This is a genomic window from Streptomyces sp. NPDC049597 (genome assembly GCF_040675505.1).
Taxonomy (GTDB): Bacteria; Actinomycetota; Actinomycetes; order Streptomycetales; family Streptomycetaceae; genus Streptomyces.
Map to the genome: position 1 here is coordinate 1 of NZ_JBFAOY010000047.1, position 25,211 is coordinate 25,211.

The 25,211-nt window shown below is 72.9% G+C and carries 27 protein-coding genes and 1 pseudogene; 9 read left to right on the top strand and 19 right to left on the bottom strand.

What is annotated here, in order from left to right; all coding sequences use genetic code 11:
* Positions 1-192 precede the first annotated feature (192 nt).
* The 3 genes and pseudogenes from AB0K02_RS31365 to AB0K02_RS31375 all read right to left on the bottom strand — a co-directional run bounded on the left by AB0K02_RS31365 (position 193) and on the right by AB0K02_RS31375 (position 3,186).
* On the bottom strand, positions 193-1,452 hold the full coding sequence (locus AB0K02_RS31365) for a S8 family serine peptidase (RefSeq protein WP_365996000.1): 1,260 nt from the start codon (positions 1,450-1,452) through the stop codon (positions 193-195).
* A 368-nt stretch (positions 1,453-1,820) separates the two neighbouring features.
* Positions 1,821-2,063, bottom strand: a pseudogene (locus AB0K02_RS31370) (alkaline phosphatase); the annotation flags it as partial.
* Positions 2,064-2,355: 292 nt separating this feature from the next.
* Entirely contained in the window at positions 2,356-3,186 is an 831-nt protein-coding gene (locus AB0K02_RS31375) for an alpha/beta fold hydrolase (RefSeq protein ID WP_365996001.1), read from the bottom strand.
* A 164-nt stretch (positions 3,187-3,350) separates the two neighbouring features.
* On the opposite strand from AB0K02_RS31375, the gene AB0K02_RS31380 reads away from it, so the two are divergent.
* Both AB0K02_RS31380 and AB0K02_RS31385 read left to right on the top strand, forming a co-directional pair.
* Positions 3,351-4,244, top strand: coding sequence for an RNA polymerase sigma-70 factor (locus AB0K02_RS31380; RefSeq protein ID WP_365996002.1), 894 nt, complete (start codon positions 3,351-3,353; stop codon positions 4,242-4,244).
* Positions 4,245-4,490: 246 nt separating this feature from the next.
* Positions 4,491-5,258, top strand: a complete 768-nt coding sequence (locus AB0K02_RS31385; protein ID WP_365996004.1) for a GntR family transcriptional regulator — start codon at positions 4,491-4,493, stop codon at positions 5,256-5,258.
* 122 nt (positions 5,259-5,380) lie between these two features.
* Here the strand turns inward: AB0K02_RS31385 and AB0K02_RS31390 are convergent, their stop codons facing one another.
* The gene (locus tag AB0K02_RS31390) at positions 5,381-6,538 is read right to left on the bottom strand and encodes an ROK family transcriptional regulator (RefSeq protein WP_365996005.1); all 1,158 of its coding nucleotides are present in this window, start codon (positions 6,536-6,538) and stop codon (positions 5,381-5,383) included.
* A 176-nt stretch (positions 6,539-6,714) separates the two neighbouring features.
* Between AB0K02_RS31390 and AB0K02_RS31395 the strand changes: the two genes are divergently transcribed.
* A complete protein-coding gene (locus AB0K02_RS31395; protein WP_365996006.1) occupies positions 6,715-7,149 on the top strand; it encodes a hypothetical protein in 435 nt (144 codons plus the stop codon).
* Positions 7,150-7,168: 19 nt separating this feature from the next.
* Here AB0K02_RS31395 and mug read toward each other — a convergent pair whose 3' ends face one another.
* The 3 genes from mug to AB0K02_RS31410 all read right to left on the bottom strand — a co-directional run bounded on the left by mug (position 7,169) and on the right by AB0K02_RS31410 (position 10,118).
* On the bottom strand, positions 7,169-7,729 hold the full coding sequence (gene mug / locus AB0K02_RS31400; protein WP_365996040.1) for a G/U mismatch-specific DNA glycosylase: 561 nt from the start codon (positions 7,727-7,729) through the stop codon (positions 7,169-7,171).
* Positions 7,726-9,168 (bottom strand): adenylosuccinate lyase, encoded by a 1,443-nt coding sequence (gene purB, locus AB0K02_RS31405; RefSeq protein WP_365996007.1) that lies wholly within the window; start codon positions 9,166-9,168, stop codon positions 7,726-7,728. The genes mug and purB overlap by 4 nt, the downstream gene beginning before the upstream one ends.
* Positions 9,169-9,338: 170 nt before the next feature.
* Positions 9,339-10,118 (bottom strand): SGNH/GDSL hydrolase family protein, encoded by a 780-nt coding sequence (locus tag AB0K02_RS31410; RefSeq protein ID WP_365996008.1) that lies wholly within the window; start codon positions 10,116-10,118, stop codon positions 9,339-9,341.
* A gap of 61 nt (positions 10,119-10,179) precedes the next feature.
* Between AB0K02_RS31410 and AB0K02_RS31415 the strand changes: the two genes are divergently transcribed.
* Positions 10,180-11,187 (top strand): maleylpyruvate isomerase family mycothiol-dependent enzyme, encoded by a 1,008-nt coding sequence (locus AB0K02_RS31415; protein WP_365996009.1) that lies wholly within the window; start codon positions 10,180-10,182, stop codon positions 11,185-11,187.
* A gap of 154 nt (positions 11,188-11,341) precedes the next feature.
* Here AB0K02_RS31415 and AB0K02_RS31420 read toward each other — a convergent pair whose 3' ends face one another.
* The 3 genes from AB0K02_RS31420 to AB0K02_RS31430 all read right to left on the bottom strand — a co-directional run bounded on the left by AB0K02_RS31420 (position 11,342) and on the right by AB0K02_RS31430 (position 14,326).
* The gene (locus AB0K02_RS31420) at positions 11,342-12,355 is read right to left on the bottom strand and encodes a hemolysin family protein (protein WP_365996010.1); all 1,014 of its coding nucleotides are present in this window, start codon (positions 12,353-12,355) and stop codon (positions 11,342-11,344) included.
* The gene (locus tag AB0K02_RS31425; RefSeq protein ID WP_365996011.1) at positions 12,352-13,695 is read right to left on the bottom strand and encodes a hemolysin family protein; all 1,344 of its coding nucleotides are present in this window, start codon (positions 13,693-13,695) and stop codon (positions 12,352-12,354) included. Before AB0K02_RS31425 ends, AB0K02_RS31420 begins: the two co-directional genes overlap by 4 nt.
* 208 nt (positions 13,696-13,903) lie before the next feature.
* Positions 13,904-14,326 carry a GNAT family N-acetyltransferase gene (locus AB0K02_RS31430; RefSeq protein WP_365996012.1) on the bottom strand — a complete coding sequence of 141 codons (423 nt, stop codon included), beginning with the start codon at positions 14,324-14,326 and terminating at the stop codon, positions 13,904-13,906.
* Between the two features lie 228 nt (positions 14,327-14,554).
* On the opposite strand from AB0K02_RS31430, the gene AB0K02_RS31435 reads away from it, so the two are divergent.
* Together AB0K02_RS31435 and AB0K02_RS31440 are read left to right on the top strand one after the other, a co-directional pair.
* Positions 14,555-14,770: an antitoxin gene (locus AB0K02_RS31435; RefSeq protein WP_177152992.1), complete on the top strand. Its 216-nt coding sequence runs from the start codon at positions 14,555-14,557 to the stop codon at positions 14,768-14,770.
* Entirely contained in the window at positions 14,767-15,138 is a 372-nt protein-coding gene (locus AB0K02_RS31440; RefSeq protein WP_365996013.1) for a fic family toxin-antitoxin system, toxin component, read from the top strand. Before AB0K02_RS31435 ends, AB0K02_RS31440 begins: the two co-directional genes overlap by 4 nt.
* Before the next feature lie 49 nt (positions 15,139-15,187).
* Here AB0K02_RS31440 and AB0K02_RS31445 read toward each other — a convergent pair whose 3' ends face one another.
* The 5 genes from AB0K02_RS31445 to bioB all read right to left on the bottom strand — a co-directional run bounded on the left by AB0K02_RS31445 (position 15,188) and on the right by bioB (position 19,528).
* The gene (locus tag AB0K02_RS31445) at positions 15,188-15,862 is read right to left on the bottom strand and encodes a class I SAM-dependent methyltransferase (protein ID WP_365996014.1); all 675 of its coding nucleotides are present in this window, start codon (positions 15,860-15,862) and stop codon (positions 15,188-15,190) included.
* Between the two features lie 60 nt (positions 15,863-15,922).
* Positions 15,923-16,276 (bottom strand): VOC family protein, encoded by a 354-nt coding sequence (locus tag AB0K02_RS31450; protein ID WP_365996015.1) that lies wholly within the window; start codon positions 16,274-16,276, stop codon positions 15,923-15,925.
* 5 nt (positions 16,277-16,281) lie between these two features.
* On the bottom strand, positions 16,282-16,995 hold the full coding sequence (bioD, locus tag AB0K02_RS31455) for a dethiobiotin synthase (protein WP_365996016.1): 714 nt from the start codon (positions 16,993-16,995) through the stop codon (positions 16,282-16,284).
* 63 nt (positions 16,996-17,058) lie between these two features.
* Entirely contained in the window at positions 17,059-18,348 is a 1,290-nt protein-coding gene (locus tag AB0K02_RS31460) for an adenosylmethionine--8-amino-7-oxononanoate transaminase (RefSeq protein WP_365996017.1), read from the bottom strand.
* Complete coding sequence (bioB, locus tag AB0K02_RS31465) at positions 18,341-19,528, bottom strand: biotin synthase BioB (RefSeq protein WP_365996018.1); 1,188 nt, start codon at positions 19,526-19,528, stop codon at positions 18,341-18,343. Before bioB ends, AB0K02_RS31460 begins: the two co-directional genes overlap by 8 nt.
* A gap of 146 nt (positions 19,529-19,674) precedes the next feature.
* On the opposite strand from bioB, the gene AB0K02_RS31470 reads away from it, so the two are divergent.
* Both AB0K02_RS31470 and AB0K02_RS31475 read left to right on the top strand, forming a co-directional pair.
* The gene (locus tag AB0K02_RS31470) at positions 19,675-20,829 is read left to right on the top strand and encodes an 8-amino-7-oxononanoate synthase (protein WP_365996019.1); all 1,155 of its coding nucleotides are present in this window, start codon (positions 19,675-19,677) and stop codon (positions 20,827-20,829) included.
* Between the two features lie 226 nt (positions 20,830-21,055).
* Entirely contained in the window at positions 21,056-21,487 is a 432-nt protein-coding gene (locus tag AB0K02_RS31475) for an ATP-binding protein (RefSeq protein WP_365996020.1), read from the top strand.
* A gap of 13 nt (positions 21,488-21,500) precedes the next feature.
* On the opposite strand, the gene AB0K02_RS31480 is transcribed toward AB0K02_RS31475, so the two are convergent.
* Positions 21,501-22,436 carry a LysR family transcriptional regulator gene (locus AB0K02_RS31480; RefSeq protein ID WP_365996021.1) on the bottom strand — a complete coding sequence of 312 codons (936 nt, stop codon included), beginning with the start codon at positions 22,434-22,436 and terminating at the stop codon, positions 21,501-21,503.
* A gap of 83 nt (positions 22,437-22,519) precedes the next feature.
* On the opposite strand from AB0K02_RS31480, the gene AB0K02_RS31485 reads away from it, so the two are divergent.
* The gene (locus AB0K02_RS31485; protein ID WP_365996022.1) at positions 22,520-23,152 is read left to right on the top strand and encodes a LysE family translocator; all 633 of its coding nucleotides are present in this window, start codon (positions 22,520-22,522) and stop codon (positions 23,150-23,152) included.
* 81 nt (positions 23,153-23,233) lie between these two features.
* Here the strand turns inward: AB0K02_RS31485 and AB0K02_RS31490 are convergent, their stop codons facing one another.
* From AB0K02_RS31490 to AB0K02_RS31500, 3 genes are all read right to left on the bottom strand, one after another.
* Positions 23,234-23,710, bottom strand: coding sequence for a C40 family peptidase (locus tag AB0K02_RS31490; RefSeq protein ID WP_365996023.1), 477 nt, complete (start codon positions 23,708-23,710; stop codon positions 23,234-23,236).
* A 506-nt stretch (positions 23,711-24,216) separates the two neighbouring features.
* Complete coding sequence (locus AB0K02_RS31495; protein ID WP_365996024.1) at positions 24,217-24,525, bottom strand: hypothetical protein; 309 nt, start codon at positions 24,523-24,525, stop codon at positions 24,217-24,219.
* A 7-nt stretch (positions 24,526-24,532) separates the two neighbouring features.
* Complete coding sequence (locus AB0K02_RS31500; RefSeq protein WP_365996025.1) at positions 24,533-25,162, bottom strand: ATP-dependent Clp protease proteolytic subunit; 630 nt, start codon at positions 25,160-25,162, stop codon at positions 24,533-24,535.
* Positions 25,163-25,211 lie beyond the last annotated feature (49 nt).

A 25,211-nucleotide genomic window follows, 5' to 3' on the forward strand; every position in this document is an offset into this window, starting at 1 on the left:
GCGGTTGCTGGGGGGGGGGCGTGCCGCGGGGGGGGGGGGGGGCGGGGGGCGGGGCGGGGGGGGGCGCCCCCGCCCCGGGCCCGCGCCCCCCGCGCCGCCGGGGGCCGGCCCCGCCCCCCCCCCGCCCGCCCGGCCGGGGGCGCGCCCCCCCCGCGCGGCGGCCCCCCCACGCCATGGGGCAGGTGACCGCCGTCAGAAGGACGTGAGTCTGAGCAGACGCTCCTTGGTGCTGTCGCCGTCCTGCGAAGGCCAGGTCCAGTCGAGGCTGCCGGCGCCCTGCAGCGCCGTCTTGACGTTCTGCGGCAGTGCGCCGGGGTGGGTGGCCCGGTACAGCGCCGCGCCACCTGCGACATGGGGCGCGGCCATCGACGTGCCGGACAGCGTGGTGTAACCGCCGGTGTTGGAGGTGGAGCGGATGCACACGCCAGGTGCGATCAGGTCGACGTCGGAGCCGTAGTTGGAGAAGTCGGCGAAGGTGTCGTCCTGGTCGTTGAGGCACGTCGGCCGGCTGAGACCCCCCGGCTTGCCGTCGAAGTCGGCCAGGGCACTGACCGTGATCACTTCGTCGTACGCGGCGGGGACCATGCCCTTGGCGTCGGCGTGGTCGTTGCCGGCCGCCACGGTGTAGGTGACGCCCTTGGCGACGGAATTGCAGATCGCCTGGTGCATGGCGTCGTTGTTGGTCTTGCCGCAGTTGCCGTCGTCGGTGCCCGCGCCGCCGAGGCTCATGTTGGCGACCTCGATCTCGTCGGCGTGCTGGGTGACGTGGTCGATGCCGCAGATGACCGCCGAAGTGGTACCGCTGCCCAGGGGATCGAGCACCTGCACCGGCCACAGCCGGACGCCGGGCGCCGTACCGACCACCCCGGTGCCGTTGTCCAGGGCGCCGATGGTTCCGGCGACATGGGTACCGTGACCGTGCCAGTCGTTCGGGGGCAGGATGGGGAGCCAGCAGTTCTTCCCGCCGGCCCGGTGCACATTGAGGTCGGTGTGGTTCGGGTTGATCCCGGTGTCGATGACGGCCACGTCCGCGTTCACCCGGGTGTCGACACCGTCGATGGCCGCCGTGGGGCTCTGGTCGGCCTCCACCCGGTTCACACCGGTCGGGACGGACTGGGCGGTGGCGTGTACCAGCCGGTCGGGCTCCACCGACTTCACCCGCGGGTCGTCGGCGAGCGTTGCCGCGACGTCCGGGCTCATGGACGCGGAGTAGCCCTGGAGGGCGTAGCGGTACACGTGCCGCACCTCGGCACCCAGGCCGGTGGCCTGCTCGACAGCCGCTTCCACGGCCGCGTCGGCGCCTGCGCCGTCGGCGCCGGCCGCGGCCTTGAGGGTCACGATGTAGCGGCCGGGGACCTGGTCGTTCTGCGGAGGCGCCTTGGCCACCGCCGACGTCAGCGGTGCGGCGGCGAGAGTGAGCGCGAGGAGGGCCACAGGGAAGATTTTGGGCATCCCAGACCTTTCTTTAGGACCTTGGGACCGGAGAGAAACGCGGTGTCCGGACCACTTTCCGTAGCGTGTACGTTCCGCTACCGCGCTCACAGCTAGCAGGTTCGCGGCGGCGGGGGGCAGGCCGACATCCGGCGTTCACCGGATCCACTGACCCCCTGTCAACCATGTGGTCCTGTGTCGCCCCGCGCTCCTGGTCGCCACCCTCGCTCGGGGCCTCGGCACGCTGCCGCGTCAGGGGCGCGCTCCAAGAGGGCCACTGCGGGCGTCGCCTTGCCGCGCAGAGCGACGCCCGCCGGCCCAAACGACCCGACCCTGCCGGCGCCGGTCAGGTGCACGCGCGAGGCGGGAGCGTGTCCCGCCGCCCGCGGCTACTGCCCCACGCGCCCGGGCTGGAGCGTCTTGGCGAACAGGACCGTTCCGCCCTCGGCGCGCAGCCGTACCGTCAACTCGCCGCTGTCACCGTCGATGTCCGCCTCGCCGAAGTACTGCGGCGACTCCATGGGAGACACGTTCGCCCGCTGCGGGGCGCGCACGAAGACCCGGTCGGGGCCGAACGTGGCGTCGAGCGCGTTCGCCGGGAAGCCGCCCGCGGCGAGCGGACCCGAGACGAACCCCACGCCGCACGCGGCCGGCCCGACAGCGCCAGGGCGGGTGCCGATCCCACGGCCGGCAGGGCAAGCGCGGCCGAGGCGGCGGCCGTTCCGCGCAGGACGGAACGGCGGGCGGGGGTGAATCTCCGGGGGCTCTGTGACATGGCTGCGCCTCCATACGGGGGTCCGGACGGTGTGCCGCCATGCCTAGTGCCCGGCCGCGGCCGGGACAAGAACCCCAAGTGAACAGCCCAATGCGCTTGTTGCGGTCACCGCCTGCCCGGTTCTCGCTTCCCCGCAAACGCGGGCGGCGTCAGCGGCTGCCGTCCAGCAGGACGCGCGCGACGAGCGCCGGGTCGTCGCTCATCGGCACATGGCCGCAGCCCGGCAGCCGTACGAGCCGTGCGCCGGGGATCACGTTCTTGGCCCGCAGCCCCTGGCGGCGGAGCAGGAGCCGGTCCTTGGTGCCCCAGCCGATGGTGACGGGGATGTCGCTGATGTCGTCGGTGAACAGCACGTCCCGGCCGGCCGCGAGGGTCCGGTGGAAGCCGGTGGCCCTGCGCAGGGCGTACGTCTCGGCGACGGCGGCCTCGGGCGAACGGCGGGCGGGCCGGGCGTAGATGGTGCTCACGAGCGCCGTGCGGCCCACGGCGGAGCGGGACAGCCGCTCGATCACCGGCCCGGGCATCGAGGTGGCGCCCACCCGCATGGCGCGCAGCAGCCCGAAGGCGTAGATCCGCTCGCGCTCCGACCAGAAGCCGCCGGGGGACAGGGCGGTGACCGACCGGACGAGCTTCTCGCGGCCGAGTTCCAGGGCGAGCAGCCCGCCCAGCGAGTTGCCCGCGGCGTGCGGGCGCTCGATGCCGATGGCCTCGCAGAACGCTCCCAGTGCGGCCCCGACCGTACCGAGGCTGTACGGCAGCCCGTCCGGCAGTGCGGGCGAGGCGCCGAAGCCGGGCAGGTCCACGGCGACGACGTCCCGCTCGGTGGCGAGGATGTCCATCACGGGCTCCCACGCCTGCCAGTGGTGGCCGATGCCGTGGAGCAGCAGCAGCGGTTCGCCGGCGCCCCGGCGTTCGTAGTGCAGGGTCAGGGTGCGGCTGCCGTCGGCGGCCCGGACGGCGAACGAGATCTCTTCGGCCATGTACGCCAGCTCCCTGAGCACCCGAAGGATGTAGACGGCTTGTCAGTAACAATTACCGCTCAGTAGCCCGCAGTTCAAGAACCGTGACGCAGACGGTGCCGATGTGCCGCACGCCGCACCGATACCTCCTGGACACCGGGGATCCCGTCGGTTGGGATGGGACCGTGGCAGCAGACACCGTGACCGACGTCTTCGAAGAACACCGGCCGGTCCTGACCGGTGTGGCCTACCGCATGCTCGGGCGCGTCGCCGACGCCGAGGACGTGGTCCAGGAGGCGTGGCTGCGCTGGTCCGCGGACAGCCGTGACGACGTGCGCGAGCCGCGCGGCTTCCTCGTGCGCATCACGACCCGCCTCGCCATCGACCGGCTGCGGCACGTCCAGTCGCGCCGTGAGTCCTATGTGGGGCCCTGGCTGCCCGAGCCGATCGTCACCGACTACGGCCCCTCGGTGCCCGACACCGCCGAGCAGGCCGTCCTCGCCGACTCCGTCTCGCTGGCCGTGCTCGTGGTCCTCGAGTCGCTCTCCCCGCTGGAACGCGCGGTGTTCGTGCTCCGGGAGGCCTTCGGCTTCCCGTACGCGGAGATCGCCGCCACCCTGGAGAAGTCCGAGGCGGCCGTGCGTCAGCTCGCCGGACGCGCCCGCAAGCACGTCGACGAGCGCAGGCACCGCTACGACGCCGACCCCGGCGAATGCCGAGCTCTGACCGAACGGTTCCTCGCCGCGGCGTCCGGAGGGGACCTGTCCGGACTGCTCTCCCTGCTCGCCCCCGACGTGACGCTGGTCGGCGACAGCGGCGGCAAGACCAAGGCGCCGCTGCGCATCATGCACACCGCCGACAAGGTGGGCCGCTTCCTCTTCGCGGTGTCCCGGGAGCCGCTCCAGTCGATGGAGCTCCGGTTCGTCGAACTCAACGGCGCACCGGCGCTGCTGGTCCTGTCGGGCGGGCGGCCGGACAGCGTCTTCCAGCTGGAAATCCTCGACGGGCGCATCAGCTGCATCTACATCGTCCGAAACCCGGACAAGCTCGCCTCGCTGGCCCGCGCCGGTACGGCCTGAACCGCCTGCGCCGCACGTCAGGCCCCGTGTCCGCGTCCGGACACGGGGTCTTGTGCTGCCCCGCCGCGCCTCGGTACGAACAGCCTGTGAACGCTCTGCGAAGCCAGGGGGCTCCGTTGCGTGACCCCGGAGCATTGGTCTTGACCAAGGGTGAGGCCCGTCCTATGGTCGCAGGGATAGTGCAGGAACCTTTAATAAACAAGGGCACGGAAAGCCGCCGGGACACGGCGATTGCGGAGGATCAGGGTGGGGACCACGCAGCTGGACACGGTGCCGGAACCTAAGTACTGGCACCTCAAGACCGTGATCGGCGAAGCGCTCGACTCGGACTTCGCGGTGGGCGAGATCCTGCCCAACGAGCGTGATCTCGCCGCCCGTTTCGGAGTCGCCCGCGCCACGCTCCGGCAGGCGCTCGAACAGCTGGAGCTCGAGGGCCGCCTCCACCGCCGCCGCGGCGTCGGCACCACCGTCGCCCCGCCCCGCATGGGCGTCGACGTCTCGCCGTCGCCGCACGACTGGCCGGGCGCCGGTGCCAACGACGCGTGGCAGGCCACCGAGTGCTGCCCCGCGGTACCGCCCGCGTCCGTCGCGCGCCTGCTGGACCTCGACGGCGACGAGGAGACGCACGTGGTGCGCCGCGTGCGCGCCGACCACGGTCAGCCCGTCGCCACGGAGCTCCTCTACGTGCCGGCCACCTGCGTGCCGGACCTGCCGGCCATCGACGCCCTGTCCGGGCCCGCGCTCGCCCGCGGCGTCCTGCGCGAACTGGCACGCCTCGACCTGGAGGGCCAGGACCGCGCGGTGGAGCTGGGTTCCGCCGGCGCCGTCGACGCCAAGGAGCTGGACCGGCTGCCCGGCGCCCCCGTCCTGGTCGTCACCACCCGCTACTTCTCCGAGGGCCGCACGGCCGCCGTGTCCGTCGCGACCTACCGGGCCGACACCTGCCGGCTCACCTTCGGCGCCTACGGGGACCTGGAGATCAGCCACGGGGCCCAGGAGCGCCGCGCCTCCTGACGGACGGTCCAGCGCCTTCTCCCGAGGCCCGTCGCCCGAGCGCCCGCTCGGCGACGGGCCGTGTGCTCGCGGCCGGGTGCGCGAGTGCGGCCCAGCCGAGCCGTGCCCAAACTCCCCGGCCGTCAACGGCGGGCCGTCACCGTGCCCTCCACGGCGAACAACTGCTCCTCCACGTGGTCGAGCGCCAGCCGCAGCGCACCCGTCGCCACCGCGGCCTCGCCCAGCAGTGACAGCGTCACCCGCGGCGGCCGCAGGCAGTAACGGGACAACTCCTCGCGCAGCGGCTCCAGTACGCCGTCGAGCCCGGCCGCCCAGCCGCCGATCACCACCAGCTCCGGATCGAGCGCCAGCACCAGCGCGGCGACGTCGTGCACGAGGCGCTGGTTGAAGCGGTGGACAGCGGCCCGCGCCCGGTCGTCGCCGCTCCTCGCCAGCGAGAACACATCGGCGACCGCCTGTTCGTCCAGCGGATGCAGCGGCTCGTCCGTCGTCGAGAGCAGTCTCTCCGGGGTCACCTCGCGGCCCAGCAGGTGCAGCGCCCCGATCTCGCCCGCCGCGCCGCCGTAACCCCGGTGCAGCCGGCCGCCGATCAGCGATCCGGCACCCGGGCTCAGCCCGGCCAGGACGAACACGATGTCGTCCGAATCCGTGGCCGCGCCCTTCCAGTGCTCGGCGACCGCGGCCGCGTTGGCGTCGTTCTCCACCAGCACCGGACAGCGGAAGGACCGGCGCAGCCGGTCGCCGAGCGGCAGCCCCGTCCAGCCGGGCAGCGCCGTCGACAGCCGCACCGTGCCGTCGGTCTCCACGATTCCCGGCGAGCCCACGCCCACCGCCCGCAGACTGCTGCGCGCCACACCGGTCCTGCGGAGCACGTCCGCTACGACCGTGCGGACCTTCTCCAGCCTCTCGTCCGCGGATGCCGTCTCGGACACGTCCCTGGAGCCGGCGCCGATGACGCGCCCGTCGAGACCCGACATCAGCACCGCGACCCGGTGCGCCCCGATCTCGATGCCCAGCAGATGACCGGCCTCGGCGCGGAACCGGAAACGGCGGGCCGGGCGCCCCTGCCGACGGGCCCCGCCCTCCTCGGGAACGCTCTCGACGACCAGACCTGCCTCGATGAGCCCCTCGACCACGCCCTCGACCGTCGGCCTGGACAGTCCGGTGATCCGCGTCAGGTCCGTGAGCGTGGAGGAGTCGGTGCCGCGCAGGGAATGGAGTACCACTGCGGAGTTGATCCGCCGCAGCAGCGACGGGTCTCCGCCGGTCAGCCGCCCCACTGTGTGTCCCTCCAGCTCGAGCGCGTGTCTGCCGGATCGTACTCGCTGCCGCCGCTCGCCGCGCGCACGCCCTGGAAGCCGGCGGACGCCCGCCGCCGGGCGCGGGCCGCGCCCGCCGTGGCCGAACCCCGCCTGACGGTGTGCCAATTGTCAGTAGGGGCCGCTTTACTGGCGTCATGACCACCGCACAGCACCTCGCTGCGATCGACCTGCTGCGGGGCCGGGCGTTCCCGGCCCGGCGCGGCCGGTCGGAGTTCGGCGACAGTGGCCCCGGTTACCACCTCGCCCGCCTCCCCACGGCGGGGGAGGACGGGCAGGAGTGCGGCAGGCGGCAGGAGGAGGCGGCCGATCAGTGCCGCGCGGAGCGCGAGGCGCTGGCGGACGCGCTCAGCACCCGCTGGGGTCAGCCGCAGCGGGTCAGCCTGTGGTCGGTCTCGGTGAGGAGCATCGCGGGGGAGGACATTCCGCAGCCGTGGGAGGAGCTCGGCCAGGTCGCGGACGACCTCGACCTGTGGCGGGTGGAGGGCCACTGGATAGCCGTCGGCGTCGCGCGCGGGGACGAGCACCGGTGGGAGCTGCTCGCGGTCGTCACGCAGACGGACCCTCCCTGAGACCCTCCGGGCGGCTCGCTCAGGCAGGAGCGCCGGCCGCCTCGGCAGCCTCGCGCAGCTCCTCGTACGCCGCCGCCATGGTCTGCGCCGTCCAGTGGGCGTTCAGCCCGCTCGGGTTGGGCAGCACCCAGATCCGGGTGGCTCCGATCGTCCGCTCCTGCGGCCCGATCGCGGCCCGGCGCTCGCCGAAGGCCGTGCGGTACGCGGTCACGCCCACCACCGCGAGCCAGCGCGGCCGCAGCCGTTCCACCTTCGCGGTGAGGATCCGTCCGCCCTCGCGGTACTCCTCCGCGCTCAGCTCGTCCGCCCGTGCGGTGGCCCGCGCCACCACGTTCGTGATCCCCAGTCCGAGCGCCGGCAGTTCGTGCTGCTCCGAGGGCTTCAGCAGCCGGGGCGTGAACCCCGAGAGGTGCAGTACGGGCCAGAACCGGTTGCCGGGACGGGCGAAGTGGTGACCCGTGGCGGCCGTCATGAGCCCGGGGTTGATCCCGCAGAACAGCACGCGGAGGCCGCCCGCGACCACATCCGGCACGAGCCGGTCGCGGGCGGCCTCCAGGTCCGCCGGCCCGAGCCGGGTCAGAGGATCGCTCCCGGGGCGTACCCCGCGGCCTCGGGGTGCTGCTTGGCGATCTCCTCGATGCGGGAGACGAGAACGGCGACCTGGTCGGCGGCCGCGCCGGTGAACGACAGCTTGTCCGCCATCAGTTCGTCCAGCTGCGCCCGGTCCAGCGGGATGCGCTCGTCGGCGGCCAGCTTGTCGAGCAGCTCGTTGCGCTCCGCGCCCTGCTCGCGCATCGCGAGCGCGGACGCCACCGCGTTCTCCTTGATGGCCTCGTGCGCGACCTCGCGGCCGACACCGGCGCGCACCGCGCCCATCAGCACCTTGGTCGTGGCGAGGAAGGGCAGGTAGCGGTCCAGCTCACGGGCGACCACGGCCGGGAAGGCGCCGAACTCGTCGAGCACCGTCAGGAACGTCTCGACCAGGCCGTCGAACGCGAAGAACGCGTCCGGCAGCGCCACGCGGCGGACCACGGAGCAGGACACGTCGCCCTCGTTCCACTGGTCGCCGGCGAGCTCGCCCGTCATCGAGGCGTAGCCGCGCAGGATCACCATGAGCCCGTTGACGCGCTCGCAGGAGCGGGTGTTCATCTTGTGCGGCATGGCCGAGGAGCCGACCTGGCCCGGCTTGAAGCCCTCGGTCACCAGCTCGTGACCGGCCATCAGACGGATCGTCTTGGCCACGGAGGACGGGGCCGCCGCGAGCTGCACCAGCGCCGAGACGACGTCGTAGTCCAGCGAGCGCGGGTAGACCTGGCCCACGGAGGTGAAGGCGTGCGCGAAGCCGAGGTGGGCCGCGATGCGCTGCTCCAGTTCGGCCAGCTTGCCGGCGTCGCCGCCCAGCAGGTCGAGCATGTCCTGCGCGGTGCCGACCGGGCCCTTGATCCCGCGGAGCGGGTAGCGGCCGAGGAGGTCCTCGAGACGGCTGTAGGCGACGAGCAGCTCGTCGGCGGCCGTCGCGAAGCGCTTGCCGAGCGTCGTGGCCTGCGCGGCCACGTTGTGCGAGCGGCCCGCCATGACCAGCTCCGCGTACTCGCCGGACAGCTTGCCCAGCCGCGCGAGCACCGCCACGGTGCGGTCGCGCATCAGCTCCAGGGACAGCCGGATCTGCAGCTGCTCGACGTTCTCGGTGAGGTCGCGCGAGGTCATGCCCTTGTGGACGTGCTCGTGCCCCGCGAGGGCGTTGAACTCCTCGATGCGGGCCTTCACGTCGTGGCGCGTGACCTTCTCGCGCTCGGCGATGGAGGCCAGGTCGACCTGGTCGAGCACGCGCTCGTAGTCGGCGATCGCCGCGTCCGGCACGTCGATCCCCAGGTCCTTCTGGGCGCGCAGCACCGCGAGCCAGAGCTGACGCTCCAGCCTGACCTTCTGCTCGGGGGACCAGAGGGCGGCGAGCTCCGTGGAGGCGTAGCGGCCGGCCAGGACATTGGGGATGCGAGGCTTCGCAGACACAGCAGTCACGTGACCAGATTCTACTGGCGGTTTCTGCAGGCCAGCGCCACGGTCCCGGTTGTACCTTGCTACGAACGGGCCGCTGGGCACTCCCGCACATCCGTGATCTCCCGGTGTCCGCCCCCCCGGCGCCGACCGTGCGGCAGTCCCGCGCGCGCGGGTCGAGGCCCCGCCCGGCCCTACGGAGCCGGCGGCTCGTACGGCAGGAGTTCGGGCCGCTTCGCCGGCCGGCCGTCGCCCGACGAGCGCCCCGTCAGGCGCCGGCCGATCCAGGGACCCAGGTGCTCGCGAGCGAAGCGCAGGTCGGCCGCCCTGCGTGCCGCCCAGCCCGCCCGCGCCGACGGGGGCAGCAGCGCCTGCCAGTCGGTCTCGGCGTCCAGGCCCAGCGTCTGCCACACGGCCTCGGCGACGCGTGCGTGCCCCTCGGACGTCAGGTGCAGCCGGTCCACGTCCCACATCCGCTGGTCGGCCAGCACCGGTGAGCCGTACAGGTCGACCACCAGCGCGCCGTGCCGCGCGGCCAGCGCGTCGATGTGGGCGAACAGCTCCTCCATGCGCGGCCGGAACCGTTCCATCACGGGGCCGTTGCGCCCCGGGCTGCGCATCAGGACCAGCGTCCCGCACGAGGGCGCGAGCCGCTCCACCGCCTCCTCCAGCAGATCGCGCACCCGGGCCATGTCACACGTGGGGCGCAGGGTGTCGTTGAGCCCGCCGACAAGGGTGACCACATCGGCCCGCATCGCCGCCGCCGTCTCGACCTGCTCGGAGACGATCTGGCCGATGAGCTTTCCGCGCACGGCGAGGTTCGCGTAGCGGAAGCCCGGCGCACGGGCCGCCAGGCGCGCCGCGAGCAGATCGGCCCACCCGCGGTAGGAGCCGTCGGGGAGCAGGTCCGACATCCCCTCGGTGAACGAGTCACCCACCGCGACAAAACTCGTGTAATTGGCATGCGTCTCCATGGCGGAGCGATCCTACCGCGCGGTAAGGTCCGTCGGTTCCGTACCGGGAGGGGAGCATTTCGTGAGCGACGCACTGCTCAACGCGCTGGCCGAAGCGCTGGCCGATGTGGTGATCTCGATCGACACCTGCGACGACGACGTACTCGACCCGGACACCGCGGAGAAGTGGCTCAAGACCACGGGGGCCCTGCTCGACCGGCTCCCGCCCGCCGACCGGCGCGAGCTCGCCCGCCTCTTCCGGCGCACCGCCCGCAGGCATCCCGAAGGGGCCCGGCGCGAGGAGTTGCTGCGCATCCCCGACGGCTTCGGCCTCGACGACGACCAGCACGAGCTGTACTGCGACGCCATCGAGCACATCGAACGGCGTTTGGTGGAGACCGTACGGGAAGCCGATCCGGCCACGCCGGTGACCACCTGCCCCGGCTGGACCTTCTCCGACCTCGTACGCCACCACGGCACCACGCACCGTTGGATGGAGCACCTGGTACGGACCCGGGCCTTTGAGCGCGTGTGGTCGCGCGACGTCCCCCTCGACCTGCCGGACGAGCCGGCCGACGGTCCGGACTGGCTCGCCCGCGGCGCCGAGAGCGTGCTCGGCACGCTGCGCAAGGTCGACCCGGACACCCCGATGTGGTCCAACGGGGCGGACCAGCGGGTGGCCTACTTCCCGCGCCGGCTGCTGTTCGAGGCGGTGGTCCACCTCGCCGACGCGGAGCTGTCGCTGGGGCGCGAGCCGAGCATCGATCCGGGCACGGCGGCGGACGGGATCGAGGAGTTCCTGGAGAACCTGCCGTACGTCTCGTGGCTCGCCGAACCGGTGTCGCGCCTCGTGAACGGTTGCGTCGTCCTGACGGCGAAGGACACCGGGGCGTCCTGGACGGTCGGGTTCGGCGAGGCGGGGTTCCGCTGGTCGAAGTGTGCGACGGCCGAGCCGTCAGCGCGCGTCGAGGGGACGGCCGGTGACCTGCTGCTCCTGACGTACGGCCGCCGCCCGGCGGACGACCCGCGCCTCACGCTCACCGGGGACGCGTCCGTGTTGGCGTCCTGGCTCGCCGCGACGGCGTTCTGAGCGGCGCCCTCCCCGTCGAGCGGATACCGCACGGACCGGAGCGGATCCCGCACGGACCGGAGCGGATACCGCGCACCGGAGCGGATCCCGCACGGACCGGGGCCGGGTGGGCCCACGCCCTCCCGGCCCCGTCAGCGCCTGCCGACGTCGCGCGTCAGCCGGGGCGGCCCACCAGCTCGCGCAGGATGTCCTCCATCGTCACCAGCCCCTCCGGCCTGCCCCGCTCGTCGAGGACGGCCGCCAGGTGGGTGCGGCTGCGGCGCATCGCGGTGAGCACGTCGTCCAGCGGGGTCGTCGCCCGCACCCGGGCGATCGGGCGCATCGCGCCCACCGGGAACGGCACGTCACGCGGAGCGGCGTCCAGCGCGTCCTTCACATGGAGGTAGCCGAGGATGCGACCTCCCGCGTCCACGACCGGGAAGCGGGAGTATCCGGACTCCACCGACAGCTGCTCCAACTGCTCCGGTGTGGTGCCGTCCTTCGCGTACACGACCTGCTCGACCGGCATCACCACATCGCGCACCGGCCGGCGTCCGAGCTCCAGCGCGTCCCGCAGCCGTTCCGCCGAGCGGTCGTCGAGCAGGCCCGCCTCACCCGAGTCCTGCACGAGGCTCGCCAGCTCGTCGTCCGAGAACGTGGCGGACACCTCGCTCTTCGCCTCGACCCTGAGCAGCTTGAGCAGCCCGTTCGCGAGGGCGTTGACGGTGAAGATCACCGGGCGCAGCGCCCGCGCCAGCGCGACCAGCGGAGGCCCGAACAGCAGTGCGCTGCGCAGGGGCTCCGACAGCGCGACGTTCTTCGGCACCATCTCGCCGAGCAGCATGTGCAGGTACGTCGCGAGCGCCAGCGCGATCACGAACGAGATCGGGTGGACGGCGCCGTGCGGCACGCCCACCGCGTCGAAGACCGGTTCGAGCAGGTGCGCGATGGCCGGCTCGGCGACGATGCCGAGCACCAGGGTGCACAGCGTGATGCCCAGCTGGGCCGCCGCCATCAGCGCCGAGACGTGCTCCAGACCCCACAGCACGCTGCGCGCCCGCCGGTTCCCGGCCTGCGCCTCCGGCTCGATCTGGCTGCGCCGCACCGAGATCAGCGCGAACTCGGCTCCGACGAAGAAGGCGTTGAGCAGCAGGGTCAGCAGACCGATGAAGAGCTGGATCGCGGTCATCGTCCGGCCTCCTCGGCCGCATCGCCTTCGGCGGCGTCGAGCGGGGCGTGCATCAGCACCCGCGCGGCGCGGCGACCGGAGGCGTCGACCACGTCCATCTGCCATCCCGCCAGATCGATCCGGTCGCCCTTGGCGGGGATGCGACCGAGCTCGGTGGCGATGAGACCGGCGAGGGTCTCGTAGGGGCCGTCGGGGACCCGCAGCCCTATGGTCTCCAGCTGGTCGGTACGGGCGGCGCCGTCCGCGGACCACAGCGTGCGGCCGTCCGCGTCCTCACCGGCCCGCGCCAGGTCGGGCGTCTCGTGCGGGTCGTGCTCGTCGCGCACCTCGCCGACGACCTCCTCGACGATGTCCTCCATCGTCACCACGCCGGCGGTGCCTCCGTACTCGTCGATGACGACGGCCATCGTGGACTTGCCCGTCAGCTGGTCCAGCAGCCGGTCCACGGTCAGCGTCTCGGGCACCAGCACCGGCTCGCGCAGTACGTCCGAGACCGGGTGACGGGCCCGGAGCTCCGCCGGGACCGTCAGGATGTCCTTGATGTGCGCGATGCCGACGACGGTGTCCAGGCTGCCCCGGTAGACGGGGAAGCGGGACAGGCCGGTCGCGCGCGTGGCGTTGGCGACGTCCTCGGCGGTGGCGGACGCGTCGAGGGCCATGACCTGCACGCGCGGCGTCATGACGTTCTCGGCCGTCAGCTCCGCCAGGGTCAGCGAGCGCACGAACAGCTCGGCGGTGTCCGCCTCCAGCGCGCCCGCCTTGGCGGAGTGCCGGGCCAGGGCCACGAGTTCCTTGGGGCTGCGCGCGGACGCGAGCTCCTCCGTGGGCTCCATGCCGAGACGGGTCACGATGCGGTTGGCGGTGTTGTTGAGGTGGGCGATCAGCGGCCGGAACGCGGCCGTGAAGATCCGCTGCGGTGTGGCCACCACCTTGGCGACGGCCAGCGGGGAGGAGATCGCCCAGTTCTTGGGGACCAGCTCACCGACGACCATCAGCACCACCGTGGACAGCGCGGTGCCGATGACCAGCGCCGCGGACGACGCGACGGAGGGCGACAGGCCGAGGGCCTCGACCGGACCGCGGATCAGCGTGGCGACGGAGGGCTCGGCGAGCATGCCGACGACCAGGTTCGTGACGGTGATGCCGAGCTGGGCGCCGGAGAGCTGGAACGTCAGACTCCGCACGGCTTTGAGAGCGCCGGCGGCGCCCCGTTCGCCGCGCTCGGCCGCCCGTTCGAGCTCGCTGCGCTCGACCGTCGTGAGGGAGAACTCCGCCGCGACGAAGGCACCGCAGGCGAGCGAGAGCAGCACGGCCACGGCGAGCAGAAGCACTTCGGTCATCGGGTCACCTCCGTCCCATGGTCGGACAGGGGAGGTGGAATGCGCGATGTCGGCTACTGGGAGGCTCGCCCATGGGCGGACGCTCACACCTTTCGTACGGGGAGTGGAAGGTCCACTCATGGTAAAGGACCGGCAAAGCCGCCGGAGCGGCGGGCGGCGCGACCGGACGGACCGCGCCTTTCGACCGGGTGCCCGGCCGGAGCCGCTCTCAGACGAACGGCTTCACCCAGCGGCGCCAGTGGTCCTCGCGGTGGTAGCCGGCGGCGGCCCACGCCCGGTGGGCCCGCTCGTTCGCCTCCAGCACCATCGCGTCCCCGCGCCGCCCGCCCGCGCCGACGAACCGCTTCTCGGCCGCGTCCAGCAGGGCCGCCGAGATGCCACGGCGCCGGTGCGAGGGCAGAACGGCGAGGCGGTACAGCGAGCAGCGCCATCCGTCGTACCCCGCGATCACGGAGCCGACCAGCAGCCCGTCGGCCTCGGCCAGGATGAGGGCCTCGGGGTCGCGGGCGATGAGCCGGGTGACGCCGTCCACGTCGTCCGTGATGCTCGTGCCCTCCGCCGCCTCCTTCCAGAAGGCCAGCACGGACGCGGCGTCGTCGACAGAAGCGGTACGTATGCGCAGGTCGGTCATGCCGGGAGCCAAGCACGCCCGCCAGGCCCCACGCCAGCGACTTCCGGCACCCGGGACGGCATCCGGGACGGCATCCGGGACGGCATCCGGGACGGCACTGCGGGACGGCATCCGGGACGGCATCCGGGACGGCACCCGGGACGGCGCTGCGGGCGCACCCGGGACGCACCGCGGTCGCGGCCGGGGGAGGGCCTTGCCGTGCTAGCGCCCGCGCGCTAGCGTGAAGTCGTGGCGAAGACTCAGTTGAACGTACGCGTGGACGAGGCCACCGCGGAGGCCGCCCGCCAGCGGGCGCTCCAGCGCGGGATGAGCGTGAACCGCTACATCGAGGAGCTCGTCAAGCAGGACGCAGGCGAGGTGGGCCGCGCCTTCGTGGACGCGGCGGCCGATTTCATGAAGCAGTACGAGTCGGTCTTCGCCGAGGAGTTCGGCGAGAAGCGTTGAACCTGACGATCGATCTCGCCTGGCTGCTCATGGTCGCCGAGCACAAGACCCCCGGCGACCCCCAGGTCACCGACTGGGGCGCGCTCGTCGCCGCTGTCAGCCGTCACGACGCGGAGATATTCGGCACGCCTGTCTACCCCGATCCGTACGCCCGCGCCGCGTCCCTGCTCCAACTGCTGCTGCACGTGCCCGCGTTGGAGCACTCCAATGCGATGTTCGCCTCCGCCGTCGCCTACGGCTACCTCGTCGCCGGCGGAATCAAGGTGGTCACGTCGCCCGAGCAGGTGCGGGACCTGGCCCGCCTGGTCAAGGAGGGCAAGGCGGACGTGCGCGCGGTCGCGGACGAACTGCGCCAGTGGAGCGAGTGACCGCTTCCCACGGCCCGCCCGCGGATCCCGGCCCCCGGACGCGACACGCCTAGGACGTGAACGGGCGGCGCGCCACCCCGAGAACACACGGTGACGTCGGCAGCCGCAGCCGGCCGTCCGGCACATGGAACCTGCGGTGGGTCCCGAGCTCGAAGCCCGCTGCCTCGATCGCGGCGAGCGTGTCCCTGGCCGTGTGGCAGCCGCCGAACAGACGCGGCCACACCGTGCGGTCCAGCGCGCGCTGCGTGCGCGTGAGACCCGGGCTGTCGGCCAGTCCGTGCTCGAAGAACCGCAGCTCCCCGCCCGGCCGCAGCACCCGCCGGATCTCCGAGAGCGCCCGCGGCAGATCCCGTACGGTGCACAGCACGAGAGAGGCCACCGCGGCGTCGAACGCCTCGCTCTTCACCGGCAGTGCCTCCGCCGCACCCGGCACGACGTCCACCGGGACCCCGGCGCGCAGCCCGGCCTCGACGGCCAACTTCCGCAGGGTGCGCTCCGGTTCGAGAGCGACGACCTCGGAGACGGCCGCCGGATAGTGGGCGAAGTTGAGGCCGTTGCCCGCGCCGATCTCGATGACGCGGCCGGACAGGCCCGACAGGAGCTCGGCGCGGTAGGCGGCGATGCCGCCCTTCACATCCGCCGAGACGCTCATGCGCGCGTAGAAACGCGCGAACACCGGATGGTGGACGGCGTCCCGGGGCGCCTTCGTGCTGCGCGGCGGCATCGCGGACCTCCTCGGACGGGGCGGACCGGTCAGGGCCATTCTCCCCCGGTGAAGCGCCGCTCAGCCGTCGTTGCCCGCCACGAAGCAGAATTCGTTGCCCTCGGGGTCCTTCAGCACCTGGAAGCGGCCGTGGTCGTCGGTGACCACGGCGCCGACGCGCTCCGCGCCCAGGCGTACCGCCTCGGCCGCCGCGGCGTCCACATCGCCCGCGTCCAGGTCCAGATGGAGCCGGTTCTTCACCGTCTTGCCCTCGGGCACCCGCTGGAACGCCACGCGTACGAACTCCGGCGGATCGACGTACGACCAGCCCTCGCCGCGGTCCACCGGATCGCCGCCGAGGAGGGCCGCCCAGAACCGGACGAGGCGGGCGGGGTCGTGACAGTCGAAGACGATCTCGTCGATCCGTGCGCGCATGCGGCTCAGCCTACGGCCGAGCCGAACGCCTCCGCGTCCCAGCCGCCGCCCAGCCGCGGGGCCAGCCACTGCCCGGCCCGCGCCCGGAACTCGGCGGGCACGAGCCCCCCGGCGCCCTCCGGGACCGCGCCCAGCAGCGGAGCGCCCGCCGCCTGCGGCAGGTCCGCGAGGTTGCAGCGGGCCGCGAGGTCCGGCCGGCCGGGCCAGCTGCCGACCACCACACCCACCTGCTCCAGTCGGCGGGCACGCAGGGCTTCGGCGGTCAGCGCGGTCGAGTTGAGGGTCCCCAGACCGGCGGGCACCACGACGAGCACCGGAGCGCCGAGCAGCCCCGCCACGTCGGCGAGCGTCGCGCCCGCGTCGTCGAACCGTACGAGGAGACCGCCCGCCCCCTCGATCAGCACGAGGTCGTGCTCCGCGGCGAGCTTCCCGGCCTCCTCGGCCACCGCGTCGGGCGTGACGGGCGCGAGCCCGGCCCGCCGGGCGGCCGTCGCGGGCGCCAAGGGCTCGGGGAACCGGCCGAGTTCGACTCCCGTGACCGGCCCGGCGAGCCGCCGCACCTCGTCGACGTCGCCCGCTTCCCGCGGGCCGATCCCGGTCTGTGCGGGCTTGACCACGGCGACCGACCGGCCCTCCGCCACGGCGAGCGCGGCGACGGCCGCCGTCACGACGGTCTTCCCGATCTCGGTGCCCGTCCCGGTCACGACGATCACTGGCATGGTGCGCTTCTTCCCTGTTCTGTCTCGCTCGTCTCTTCGGGCGCGCCGTCAGCCGGTCCGGCGTCAGCCCGCCGCCGCGGCCGCCAGGACCGCGCGGCACACCCGGGCCAGGTCCTCGTCGCCCGTCACGTACGGCGGCATCGTGTACACGAGGTCCCGGAACGGGCGCAGCCATACGCCCTCCCGCACGGCGGCGGCCGTCGCCGAGGCCATGTCCACCGCGTGGTCCAGCTGTACGACACCGATACCGCCGAGCACCCGGACGTCCTTCACTCCCGGCAGGGCGGCGGCGCCGGCCAGCCCGGCCCGCAGACCCGTCTCCAGGCGCCGCACCTCCCCCTGCCAGTCCTGGCCGAGCAGCAGGTCGATCGAGGCGCACGCCACCGCCGACGCCAGCGGATTGCCCATGAACGTCGGGCCGTGGGCGAGCACGGGGACCTCGCCCCGCGAGATCCCCTCCGCCACCCGGGAGGTGCACAGCGTCGCGGCCAGCGACAGGTAGCCGCCGGTCAGCGCCTTGCCCAGGCACATCACGTCCGGGGCCACACCGGCGTGTCCGGCCGCGAACAGCGTGCCCGTGCGGCCGAAGCCGGTGGCGATCTCGTCGAAGACCAGCAGCACGCCGTGCTCGTCGCACGCCTCGCGCAGGACCCGCAGGTACGCGGGGGAGTGGAAGCGCATGCCGCCCGCGCCCTGCACCACCGGCTCCACGATCACCGCGGCCAGCTCCTCCGCGTGCCGCCCGATCAGCTCGCGCAGCCCGTCCGCGTACCCCTCGTCGTAGTCGGCCGGCGGAGCGGGCGCGAAGATCTGCCGAGGCAGCACGCCCTGCCACAGGCCGTGCATGCCGCCCTCGGGGTCGCACACCGACATCGGCTGCCACGTGTCGCCGTGGTAGCCGCCGCGCCAGGTCAGCAGCCGCTGCTTGGCCGGGCGGCCCACCGAGCGCCAGTACTGCAGGCACATCTTCACCGCGACCTCGACCGACACCGAGCCCGAGTCGGACAGGAAGACGTGCCGCAGCGGCTCCGGAGTGATCTCCACCAGCCGGCTCGCCAGCCGTACGGCGGGCTCGTGGGTGAGCCCGCCGAACATCACATGGCTCATGCGGCCCAGCTGCGCCGTCGCGGCCTCGTTGAGGACGGGGTGGTTGTAGCCGTGCACGGCCGACCACCACGACGACATGCCGTCGACCAACTCGCGCTGACCCTGGACCTCTTCGGCCAGCCGGAGCCGTACCCCGGCCGCGGACTCGACGACCAGCGGCTCGTCCCGGCCCGGCATCGGACCGTACGGGTGCCAGACGTGGGCGCGGTCCAGGGCGCGCAGCTCCCCGGGGTCGAACTCACGCATTGGGCGCGATGTCCGTCCCGGCGCCGCGGCGGCGCACGGCCACCAGGTCCGTACGGGCCGCCGGGACCTCCGACGGAGCGGCCTGTGCCACCGTCGCCTCCGCCGCTGCGGGCGCGTCGTGGCAGCCGCCCGAGCCCTCGCCGTCGCCGCACACCGAACCGCAGCCGCCGCCCGTCCCGCGGTGCTCGGGCAGCGTCGTCGTGTCGGTGCCCTCCACCTCGAAGCCGGCGTCCGCGATCATCTCCAGGTCGGCCTTGCCCGCCTGGCCCTCGCTGGTCAGGTAGTCGCCGAGGAAGATCGAGTTGGCCAGGTGCAGCGCGAGCGGCTGCAGCGTGCGCAGATGGACCTCGCGCCCACCGGCGAGACGCACCTCGACGTCGGGGCAGACGAAGCGCACCATCGCCAGGATGCGCAGCGCCCGCTGCGGGGTCAGGTTCCACTCCTTGGCGAGCGGGGTGCCCTCGAAGGGGATCAGGAAGTTCACCGGCACCGAGTCGGGGTCCAGCTCGCGCAGCGCGAAGACCACGTCCACCAGGTCCTCGTCGCTCTCGCCCATGCCGGCGATCAGACCGGAGCACGCGGACAGGCCCGCGGCGTGCGCCTTGTTCACCGTGTCCACGCGGTCCGCATAGGTGTGCGTGGTCGTGATGTCCCCGTATGTCCCCTCGGACGTGTTCAGGTTGTGGTTGTACGCGTCGGCGCCCGCCTCGCGGAGCCGTTCGGCCTGGCCGTCGGAGAGCAGACCGAGACAGGCGCACACCTCGACGCCCTCGTTCTCCTCCTTGATCGCCTCGATCGTCTTCGACACCCGGTCGACGTCCCGGTCCGTCGGGCCGCGCCCGCTCGCCACCAGGCACACCCGCTTGGCGCCGCCAGCGACGCCGGCGGCCGCGGCCCGGGAGGCCTCGTCCGGCTTCAGCCAGGTGTACTTGAGGATCTCCGCCTTCGACCCGAGCCGCTGCGAGCAGTACGAACAGTCCTCGGGGCACAGGCCGGACTTCAGGTTGACCAGGTAGTTGAGCTTCACCCGCCGTCCGAACCACTGGCGGCGCACCTTGCCGGCAGCGGCCACCACATCGAGCAGATCGTCGTCGGAGGTCGCCAGTACGGCGAGCGCTTCTTCACGGGTCGGCAGCTCGCGCCGCAGCCCCTTGTCCACCAGGGTGTTCAGCAGGTCCATGGCGCTGATCCTTACCCACGGCGGCCGCCGGGGCCAAGGAGGAACCCCACAACAGCCGCGGATTGAGGTGTGTGCATGGCCACATCCGCACCCGGCCCGCGCCCGGTTAGGGTCTGTGCGCTGCCTACAAAAGGACCGGACCCCTCATGCCGCAGGCCACTCAGGATCCTTTCGACTGGATCGACGACGAGGCGCGCCGCCGCGAGCGCGCGGGACTCGTCCGCACGCTCCGGCCGCGCACCGCCGACTCGCCCCTGCTCGATCTGGCGAGCAACGACTACCTGGGACTGACCCGCCGGCCCGAGGTCAGCGCCGGGGCAGCCGACGCCGCGCGCCGCTGGGGCGCGGGCGCCACCGGCTCCCGTCTGGTCACCGGCACCACCGCGCTCCACACCGAGCTGGAACGCGAACTCGCCGCGTTCTGCGGTTTCGAGGCAGCCCTCGTCCTGTCCTCCGGCTACGCGGCCAACCTCGCCGCCGTCACCGCCCTCGGCGGGCGTGACGCGCTCGTCGTGTCCGACGCGGGCAACCACGCCTCCATCGTCGACGGCTGCCGGCTCGCCCGCGCCGAGACGGCTGTCGTCCCGCACGCCGACCCCGACGCCGTGCGCAAGACCCTCGGCGCCCACCCGGACCGCCGCGCCCTCGTCGTCACCGACTCGGTGTTCTCCGTCGACGGCGACGCCGCGCCGCTGACCGCCCTCGCCGCGGTCTGTCGCGAACACGGCGCGGCTCTTCTCGTCGACGACGCCCACGGCCTCGGCGTCCTCGGCGACGGCGGCCGGGGCGCGCTCGCCGCCGCCGGACTGGCCGGCGCGACCGGGGTCGTCGCCACGCTCACCCTCTCGAAGTCCCTCGGCAGTCAGGGCGGCGCGGTCCTCGGCCCGGCGCGGGTGATCGAGCACCTGGTCAACACGGCCAGGACCTTCATCTTCGACACCGGACTCGCACCGGCGGCGGCGGGCGGCGCGCTCGCCGCCCTCGGGGTGCTGCGCCGCGAACCGGAGCTCGCCGGCCGGGCACGGGAGGTCGCGGCCGTGCTGCACTGGCGTCTGACGGACGCGGGACTGACCGCCGCGCGGCCGGACGCGGCCGTGGTGTCCGTGCAGGCCCCCTCCCCGGAGGCGGCGCTGCGCTGGGCGGCGGACTGCCGGACGGCAGGTCTGGTCGTGGGCTGCTTCCGGCCCCCGTCGGTGCCGGACGGCATCTCGCGCATCCGGCTCACCGCCCGCGCCGATCTGACCGCCCAGCAGATCGACACGGCCGTCGCGACCATCATCGCGTCCGCACCACGACGCTGAGAGACGCTGAGAGCTGCCGTTCCGCAGAGTGCGGTCCGTCCCCAAATACGGTCTTCCGTCGCAGACTTCACCGCTTCGAGCGACAGATATGCGCATATCCCGGTGGATCGCCGCACCAGCCGGACGACAAGTGGCAGTCTGACGCCGAAGCGCAATCCGCGGCCGTCCTCGCGTGTCATCCGCTACGAGTCGGAGCCCGGCCCGGTGGGAAAGGGACAGCCTCGCCATGGCAGACCGTCAAGAAGCATCCGTCACTCTGCCCAGCGATCCGGCATCGGTCTCCGCCGCCCGGAGATATGTCACCGATGTCGTGTGCGGATGGGGTCTGCCGGACGGCACCGACGCCGTCGACAGCCTGCGCCTGATCGTCTCCGAACTGGCGACGAACGCAGTCCAGCACACCTTCGGCCAGTCGCCCACCTTCACCGTCGACGTGCGCCTCGAACGGGACGAGCGCCTGTGCATCGGCGTCACCGACAGCCACCCGCGCTGGCCGCGCCGGCTGCCCGCCGCCGTCCGGCAGGACAACGGCCGGGGGATGGTCATCATCCGCAGTCTCACCGCCCAGTACGGCGGACGGCTCTCCGTGACACCCACCGAGGAGGGCGGCAAGACCGTGTGGATCGCCCTGCCGTGGACCGTACCCGTGCAGGGCTGATCCGCGCCCGGTCTCACAACACCCTGGCCGCCGTGCCCTGTTGCCCCGCCCGTCCGAACGAACTCCGCAGCAGGGCCCGCAGCGACTGCGCCGCCGGCCCCGACTCCTCGCCCCGGTGCGCCACAGAGATCGTCCGACGGAAGGCCGCCGGCTCCAACTGCCGTATCTGCAGCGGCGTCGCGGACATGGCCGCCACCATCTCCGGCACCACCGCCACCCCGATCCCCGCGCTCACCAGGGCGCACACCAGCGCGTAACCGGGCGACTCGCACACCACGGCGGGCGTCGCCCCGGCCTCGGCCAGCGCTTTCTCCACTCCCTTGCGCGGCGGATGCGCCGGAGCGCTGCTGATCAGCGGCTGCCCGGCGAGTGCGCTCACCGGCAGCCGCCCCGAACCGCCCGCCAGGGCGTGCCCGGGCGCGGTGACGAGCACCAGCTCCTCGACCAGAAGGGTTTCCACGACCACCCAGGGCGGGGGCGGTGCCGGCTCGGCGGGCTCGTAGGCATGCGTCAGCGCGAGATCCATGTCGCCGCGCGCCACTGCCGTGACCCCGTGCGGAGGCTCGTACTCCGCGACGGTCAGTTCCACATCGGGATGGGCGCGGCGGAAGGCGCTGAGCACCGGGGGCAGCAGGTGGATGCCGACCGTGGTGAAGGTGGCCACCCGCAGCCGGCCTCCCGCCAGCCCCGACAGCCGGGCCAGCTCGTGCCGCGCCCGGTCCATCTCGTCCAGCACCCGGCGCGCCCGCTCCGCGAGCAGCTCACCCGCGGCCGTGAGCCGAGCCCCGCGGTGGTGGCGCACCAGCAGAGGCGCTCCGGCCTCGCGCTCCAGTTTGGCCAGCTGCTGGGAGAGCGCCGGGGCCGTGTAGCCCAGGCGGGCCGCGGCGCGGGTGATGGAACCGGCCTCCGCCACGGCGACCAGGGCCGCCAGCCGGGTCGGATCGTACATCGTCCTCCCTTAAGCATTGCTTTTGGCTCACCCAGGATATTGCCAGTACATGCTGAATGCTCCGGGACGGCAGGCTGGAGGGCATGGACGCACAGCTGATCGCATTCATCGGGGTCGCCGCGGGCATGGTGGCCCTGCCGGGCGCCGACTTCACCGTGGTGGTACGCAGTGCGCTCGCCTCCCGCCGCGCAGGCGTCGCCTGCGCGGCGGGCGTGGCGGGCGGCCTGCTGGTGCACACCGCACTGGCCGTGGCGGGACTCGCCGCGGTGCTGGTGGCGGTGCCCGTGCTCTACCGGACGCTGCAGATCGCCGGGGGGATCTACGTGCTGTGGCTGGGCGTGCGCGCCGTGCGCTCCGCGCTGCGCCCGCTCGACGCTCCCGCCGTTCCCGACGACGACACGCCCTCCCACGGCGTCGTGAACGGCCTGCGGCAGGGCTTCCTCACCAACGTCCTCAACCCGAAGGCGCCGGTGCTGTTCCTGAGCCTGCTGCCGCAGTTCGTGCCGGACGGCGCGGCGGTGCTGCCGCGCACCCTGCTGCTCGCCGCGATCGTGGTCGTCCTGGCGCTGATCTGGTTCCCGGCCGTGGCCGTCCTGGTGGACCGGCTGGGCCGATGGCTGCGCCGGCCGCGCACCCGGCGTGCCGTGGAAGGAGTCGCGGGCGGCGCCCTCACCGGGCTCGGCGCGACCCTGCTGGTCCAGCCGCTGGCGCACTGACCGGCGCCGGCCGGTCGCACCCGGGCCGGGCGCCGACGACTTCTCGGGCGCCGGGTTGCAGCCGGGGAGCCGGAAACGCGGTCAGCGCACGCGGCCGTACGAGACGCCCCTGGTCCAGATCTTGGCCAGCCGCACGACGTCGCCCGTCTTCGGCGAATGCCAGATCCGTCCTCTGCCGGCGTAGATGCCCACGTGGTAGACGTAGCCGCCGGAATGGAAGAAGACCAGGTCACCGCGTTTTCGTTGGGAGGCGGGGACATGGCGCGTCCGGTTGTACTGCTGCTGGGCGGTGCGCGGCAGCTTCTTGCCGGCCTTCTTGTACGAGTACAGCACCAGCCCGGAACAGTCGAAGCGGTGGGGGCCCGTGGCGCCGAATCTGTACGGCGACCCCTTCTTCGATGCCGCGACCTTGAGTGCCTTGCTCGCGTGGCCGGCGATCGCGTGGGCCTCGGGGACGGTTCCGGGGGCGAGGAGCGATCCGCCGACGGCGGCGATGGTCAGTGCGGATACGGCGCCCGCACGCGTGAGCAGGAACGGGACATGCATCTGCGCAGTCATGCGCAACCCTTCGTCAGCCGCCTGTGAAGGATGACCTGTCGGGTTCGGACGGCGAAGACGCCCGGCCGCCGAAGCGGCCTCACCCCAAGGGGCCCACCGGGATCACCGGTCGCCCCGTGCTGCTCGGGTCCTCCACTCCTGCCGATGCACTTCTGTCGACCAGACGTCCGGTGCGGCGGCAGGACTCAGCGTCCGCCCGGACCGCCCCGTCAAGGTGGCGGGGGCTTGTCGTCCCAGGGATCGTGACTCACAAATGTCCGTTTTCCGAGTTGAAACGGCTTTTGTGAAGCGGATCACGACTGATCTGTTCGGGTGGGCACGGTTGTTGGGGGCCCTCTCGCCTGACGCGGAATCATGGTCGTACCAGCACGGAAACCGGCGATTCCGCCAAATCGGTGGTGCGCGTGACGCAAGTCCTGCAACACGCAACAACTTCGCCGGTGCTCCACCGAACGGGGGTGGGGAAGCCACACGCACCTTGGCGCTCGACGGCAGCGGATCGACCGTCAACTCGGCGAAACCGGCGGCATGGTCACCCTCTTCGTCCTGCGTTCCCCGTCGAGGACCCGCAGCGCCTCGGCGAGCGTTCCCGAGCAGACCTCGCTCTCGCCACGGTGGTGCATCAGCGTCAGGGCGTCCTTCAGGGCGGTCGCCCGCCCGACCAGCGCCTGCGCGGCGCGCAGCGCGCCGTAGGTGTGCGTGACGCGGGCCGGGTTGATCCGCCCCAGCAGATCGACCACTTCGAGGTACCTGTCGATCAACTCCGCCTCCGCGCGGGTCAGCGCGGGGAGCGGCGGCAGCTCCGGGAGCGGCATGCCTCGCTCACCTCGGCCCGGCCGGCGAGGCCTTGCGGCTCCCGATGACGTGGTCCACCAGGCCGTACGCCTTCGCCGCCCCGGCATCGAAGATCCGGTCCCGCTCCAGATCGGCCGCGATGCGCTCCGCGCCCTGTCCGGTGTGGCGCACGAGCATGGCCGCCAGCTGCTCCCGCAGGCGCAGCAACTCGGCGGCGTGGATCTCCAGATCGGACGGCTGGCCCCGCAACGGCTCCTCCACGGCGGGCTGCTGGACCACGACACGTGCGCCGGGCAGCGCCGACCGCTTGCCCGGGGTGCCCGCGGCGAGCAGCACGGCGGCGGTCGAAGCGGCCTGGCCCAGGCAGGTGGTGGCGACGTCGCAGGTGATGACCTGCAGGGTGTCGTAGATCGCGGTCATGGCGCTGATGGGGCCGCCGGGAGAGTTGATGTACAGGCAGATGTCCTGATCGGGGGCCGCGTACTCGAGGTGCAGCAGCTGGGCGATGACGTCGTTCGCGGCGGTGTCGTCGACGGCGGTGCCGAGAAAGACGATCCGCTCGTCGAGCAGCTTCGAGTACGGGTCGAGGGTGCGGGTCCCCGAGCCGGTGCGCTCGGTGAACTCGGGCAGGACGTAGCGGGCGGCAGGACGGTTCATGGCATGCCTTCCTCGGGGTCGGCGCACTGCTTCTGTAGAAAATGTACAG

Coding starts and splice junctions, on each gene's coding strand:
- AB0K02_RS31365 (WP_365996000.1), bottom strand. CDS start 1,452: ATGCCCAAAATCTTCCCTGTGGCCCTCCTCGCGCTCACTCTCGCCGCC.
- AB0K02_RS31375 (WP_365996001.1), bottom strand. CDS start 3,186: ATGGCCGAAGAGATCTCGTTCGCCGTCCGGGCCGCCGACGGCAGCCGC.
- AB0K02_RS31395 (WP_365996006.1), top strand. CDS start 6,715: ATGACCACCGCACAGCACCTCGCTGCGATCGACCTGCTGCGGGGCCGG.
- AB0K02_RS31410 (WP_365996008.1), bottom strand. CDS start 10,118: ATGGAGACGCATGCCAATTACACGAGTTTTGTCGCGGTGGGTGACTCG.
- AB0K02_RS31420 (WP_365996010.1), bottom strand. CDS start 12,355: ATGACCGCGATCCAGCTCTTCATCGGTCTGCTGACCCTGCTGCTCAAC.
- AB0K02_RS31425 (WP_365996011.1), bottom strand. CDS start 13,695: ATGACCGAAGTGCTTCTGCTCGCCGTGGCCGTGCTGCTCTCGCTCGCC.
- AB0K02_RS31430 (WP_365996012.1), bottom strand. CDS start 14,326: ATGACCGACCTGCGCATACGTACCGCTTCTGTCGACGACGCCGCGTCC.
- AB0K02_RS31445 (WP_365996014.1), bottom strand. CDS start 15,862: ATGCCGCCGCGCAGCACGAAGGCGCCCCGGGACGCCGTCCACCATCCG.
- AB0K02_RS31450 (WP_365996015.1), bottom strand. CDS start 16,276: ATGCGCGCACGGATCGACGAGATCGTCTTCGACTGTCACGACCCCGCC.
- bioD (WP_365996016.1), bottom strand. CDS start 16,995: ATGCCAGTGATCGTCGTGACCGGGACGGGCACCGAGATCGGGAAGACC.
- AB0K02_RS31460 (WP_365996017.1), bottom strand. CDS start 18,348: ATGCGTGAGTTCGACCCCGGGGAGCTGCGCGCCCTGGACCGCGCCCAC.
- bioB (WP_365996018.1), bottom strand. CDS start 19,528: ATGGACCTGCTGAACACCCTGGTGGACAAGGGGCTGCGGCGCGAGCTG.
- AB0K02_RS31470 (WP_365996019.1), top strand. CDS start 19,675: ATGCCGCAGGCCACTCAGGATCCTTTCGACTGGATCGACGACGAGGCG.
- AB0K02_RS31475 (WP_365996020.1), top strand. CDS start 21,056: ATGGCAGACCGTCAAGAAGCATCCGTCACTCTGCCCAGCGATCCGGCA.
- AB0K02_RS31480 (WP_365996021.1), bottom strand. CDS start 22,436: ATGTACGATCCGACCCGGCTGGCGGCCCTGGTCGCCGTGGCGGAGGCC.
- AB0K02_RS31485 (WP_365996022.1), top strand. CDS start 22,520: ATGGACGCACAGCTGATCGCATTCATCGGGGTCGCCGCGGGCATGGTG.
- AB0K02_RS31490 (WP_365996023.1), bottom strand. CDS start 23,710: ATGACTGCGCAGATGCATGTCCCGTTCCTGCTCACGCGTGCGGGCGCC.
- AB0K02_RS31495 (WP_365996024.1), bottom strand. CDS start 24,525: ATGCCGCTCCCGGAGCTGCCGCCGCTCCCCGCGCTGACCCGCGCGGAG.
- AB0K02_RS31500 (WP_365996025.1), bottom strand. CDS start 25,162: ATGAACCGTCCTGCCGCCCGCTACGTCCTGCCCGAGTTCACCGAGCGC.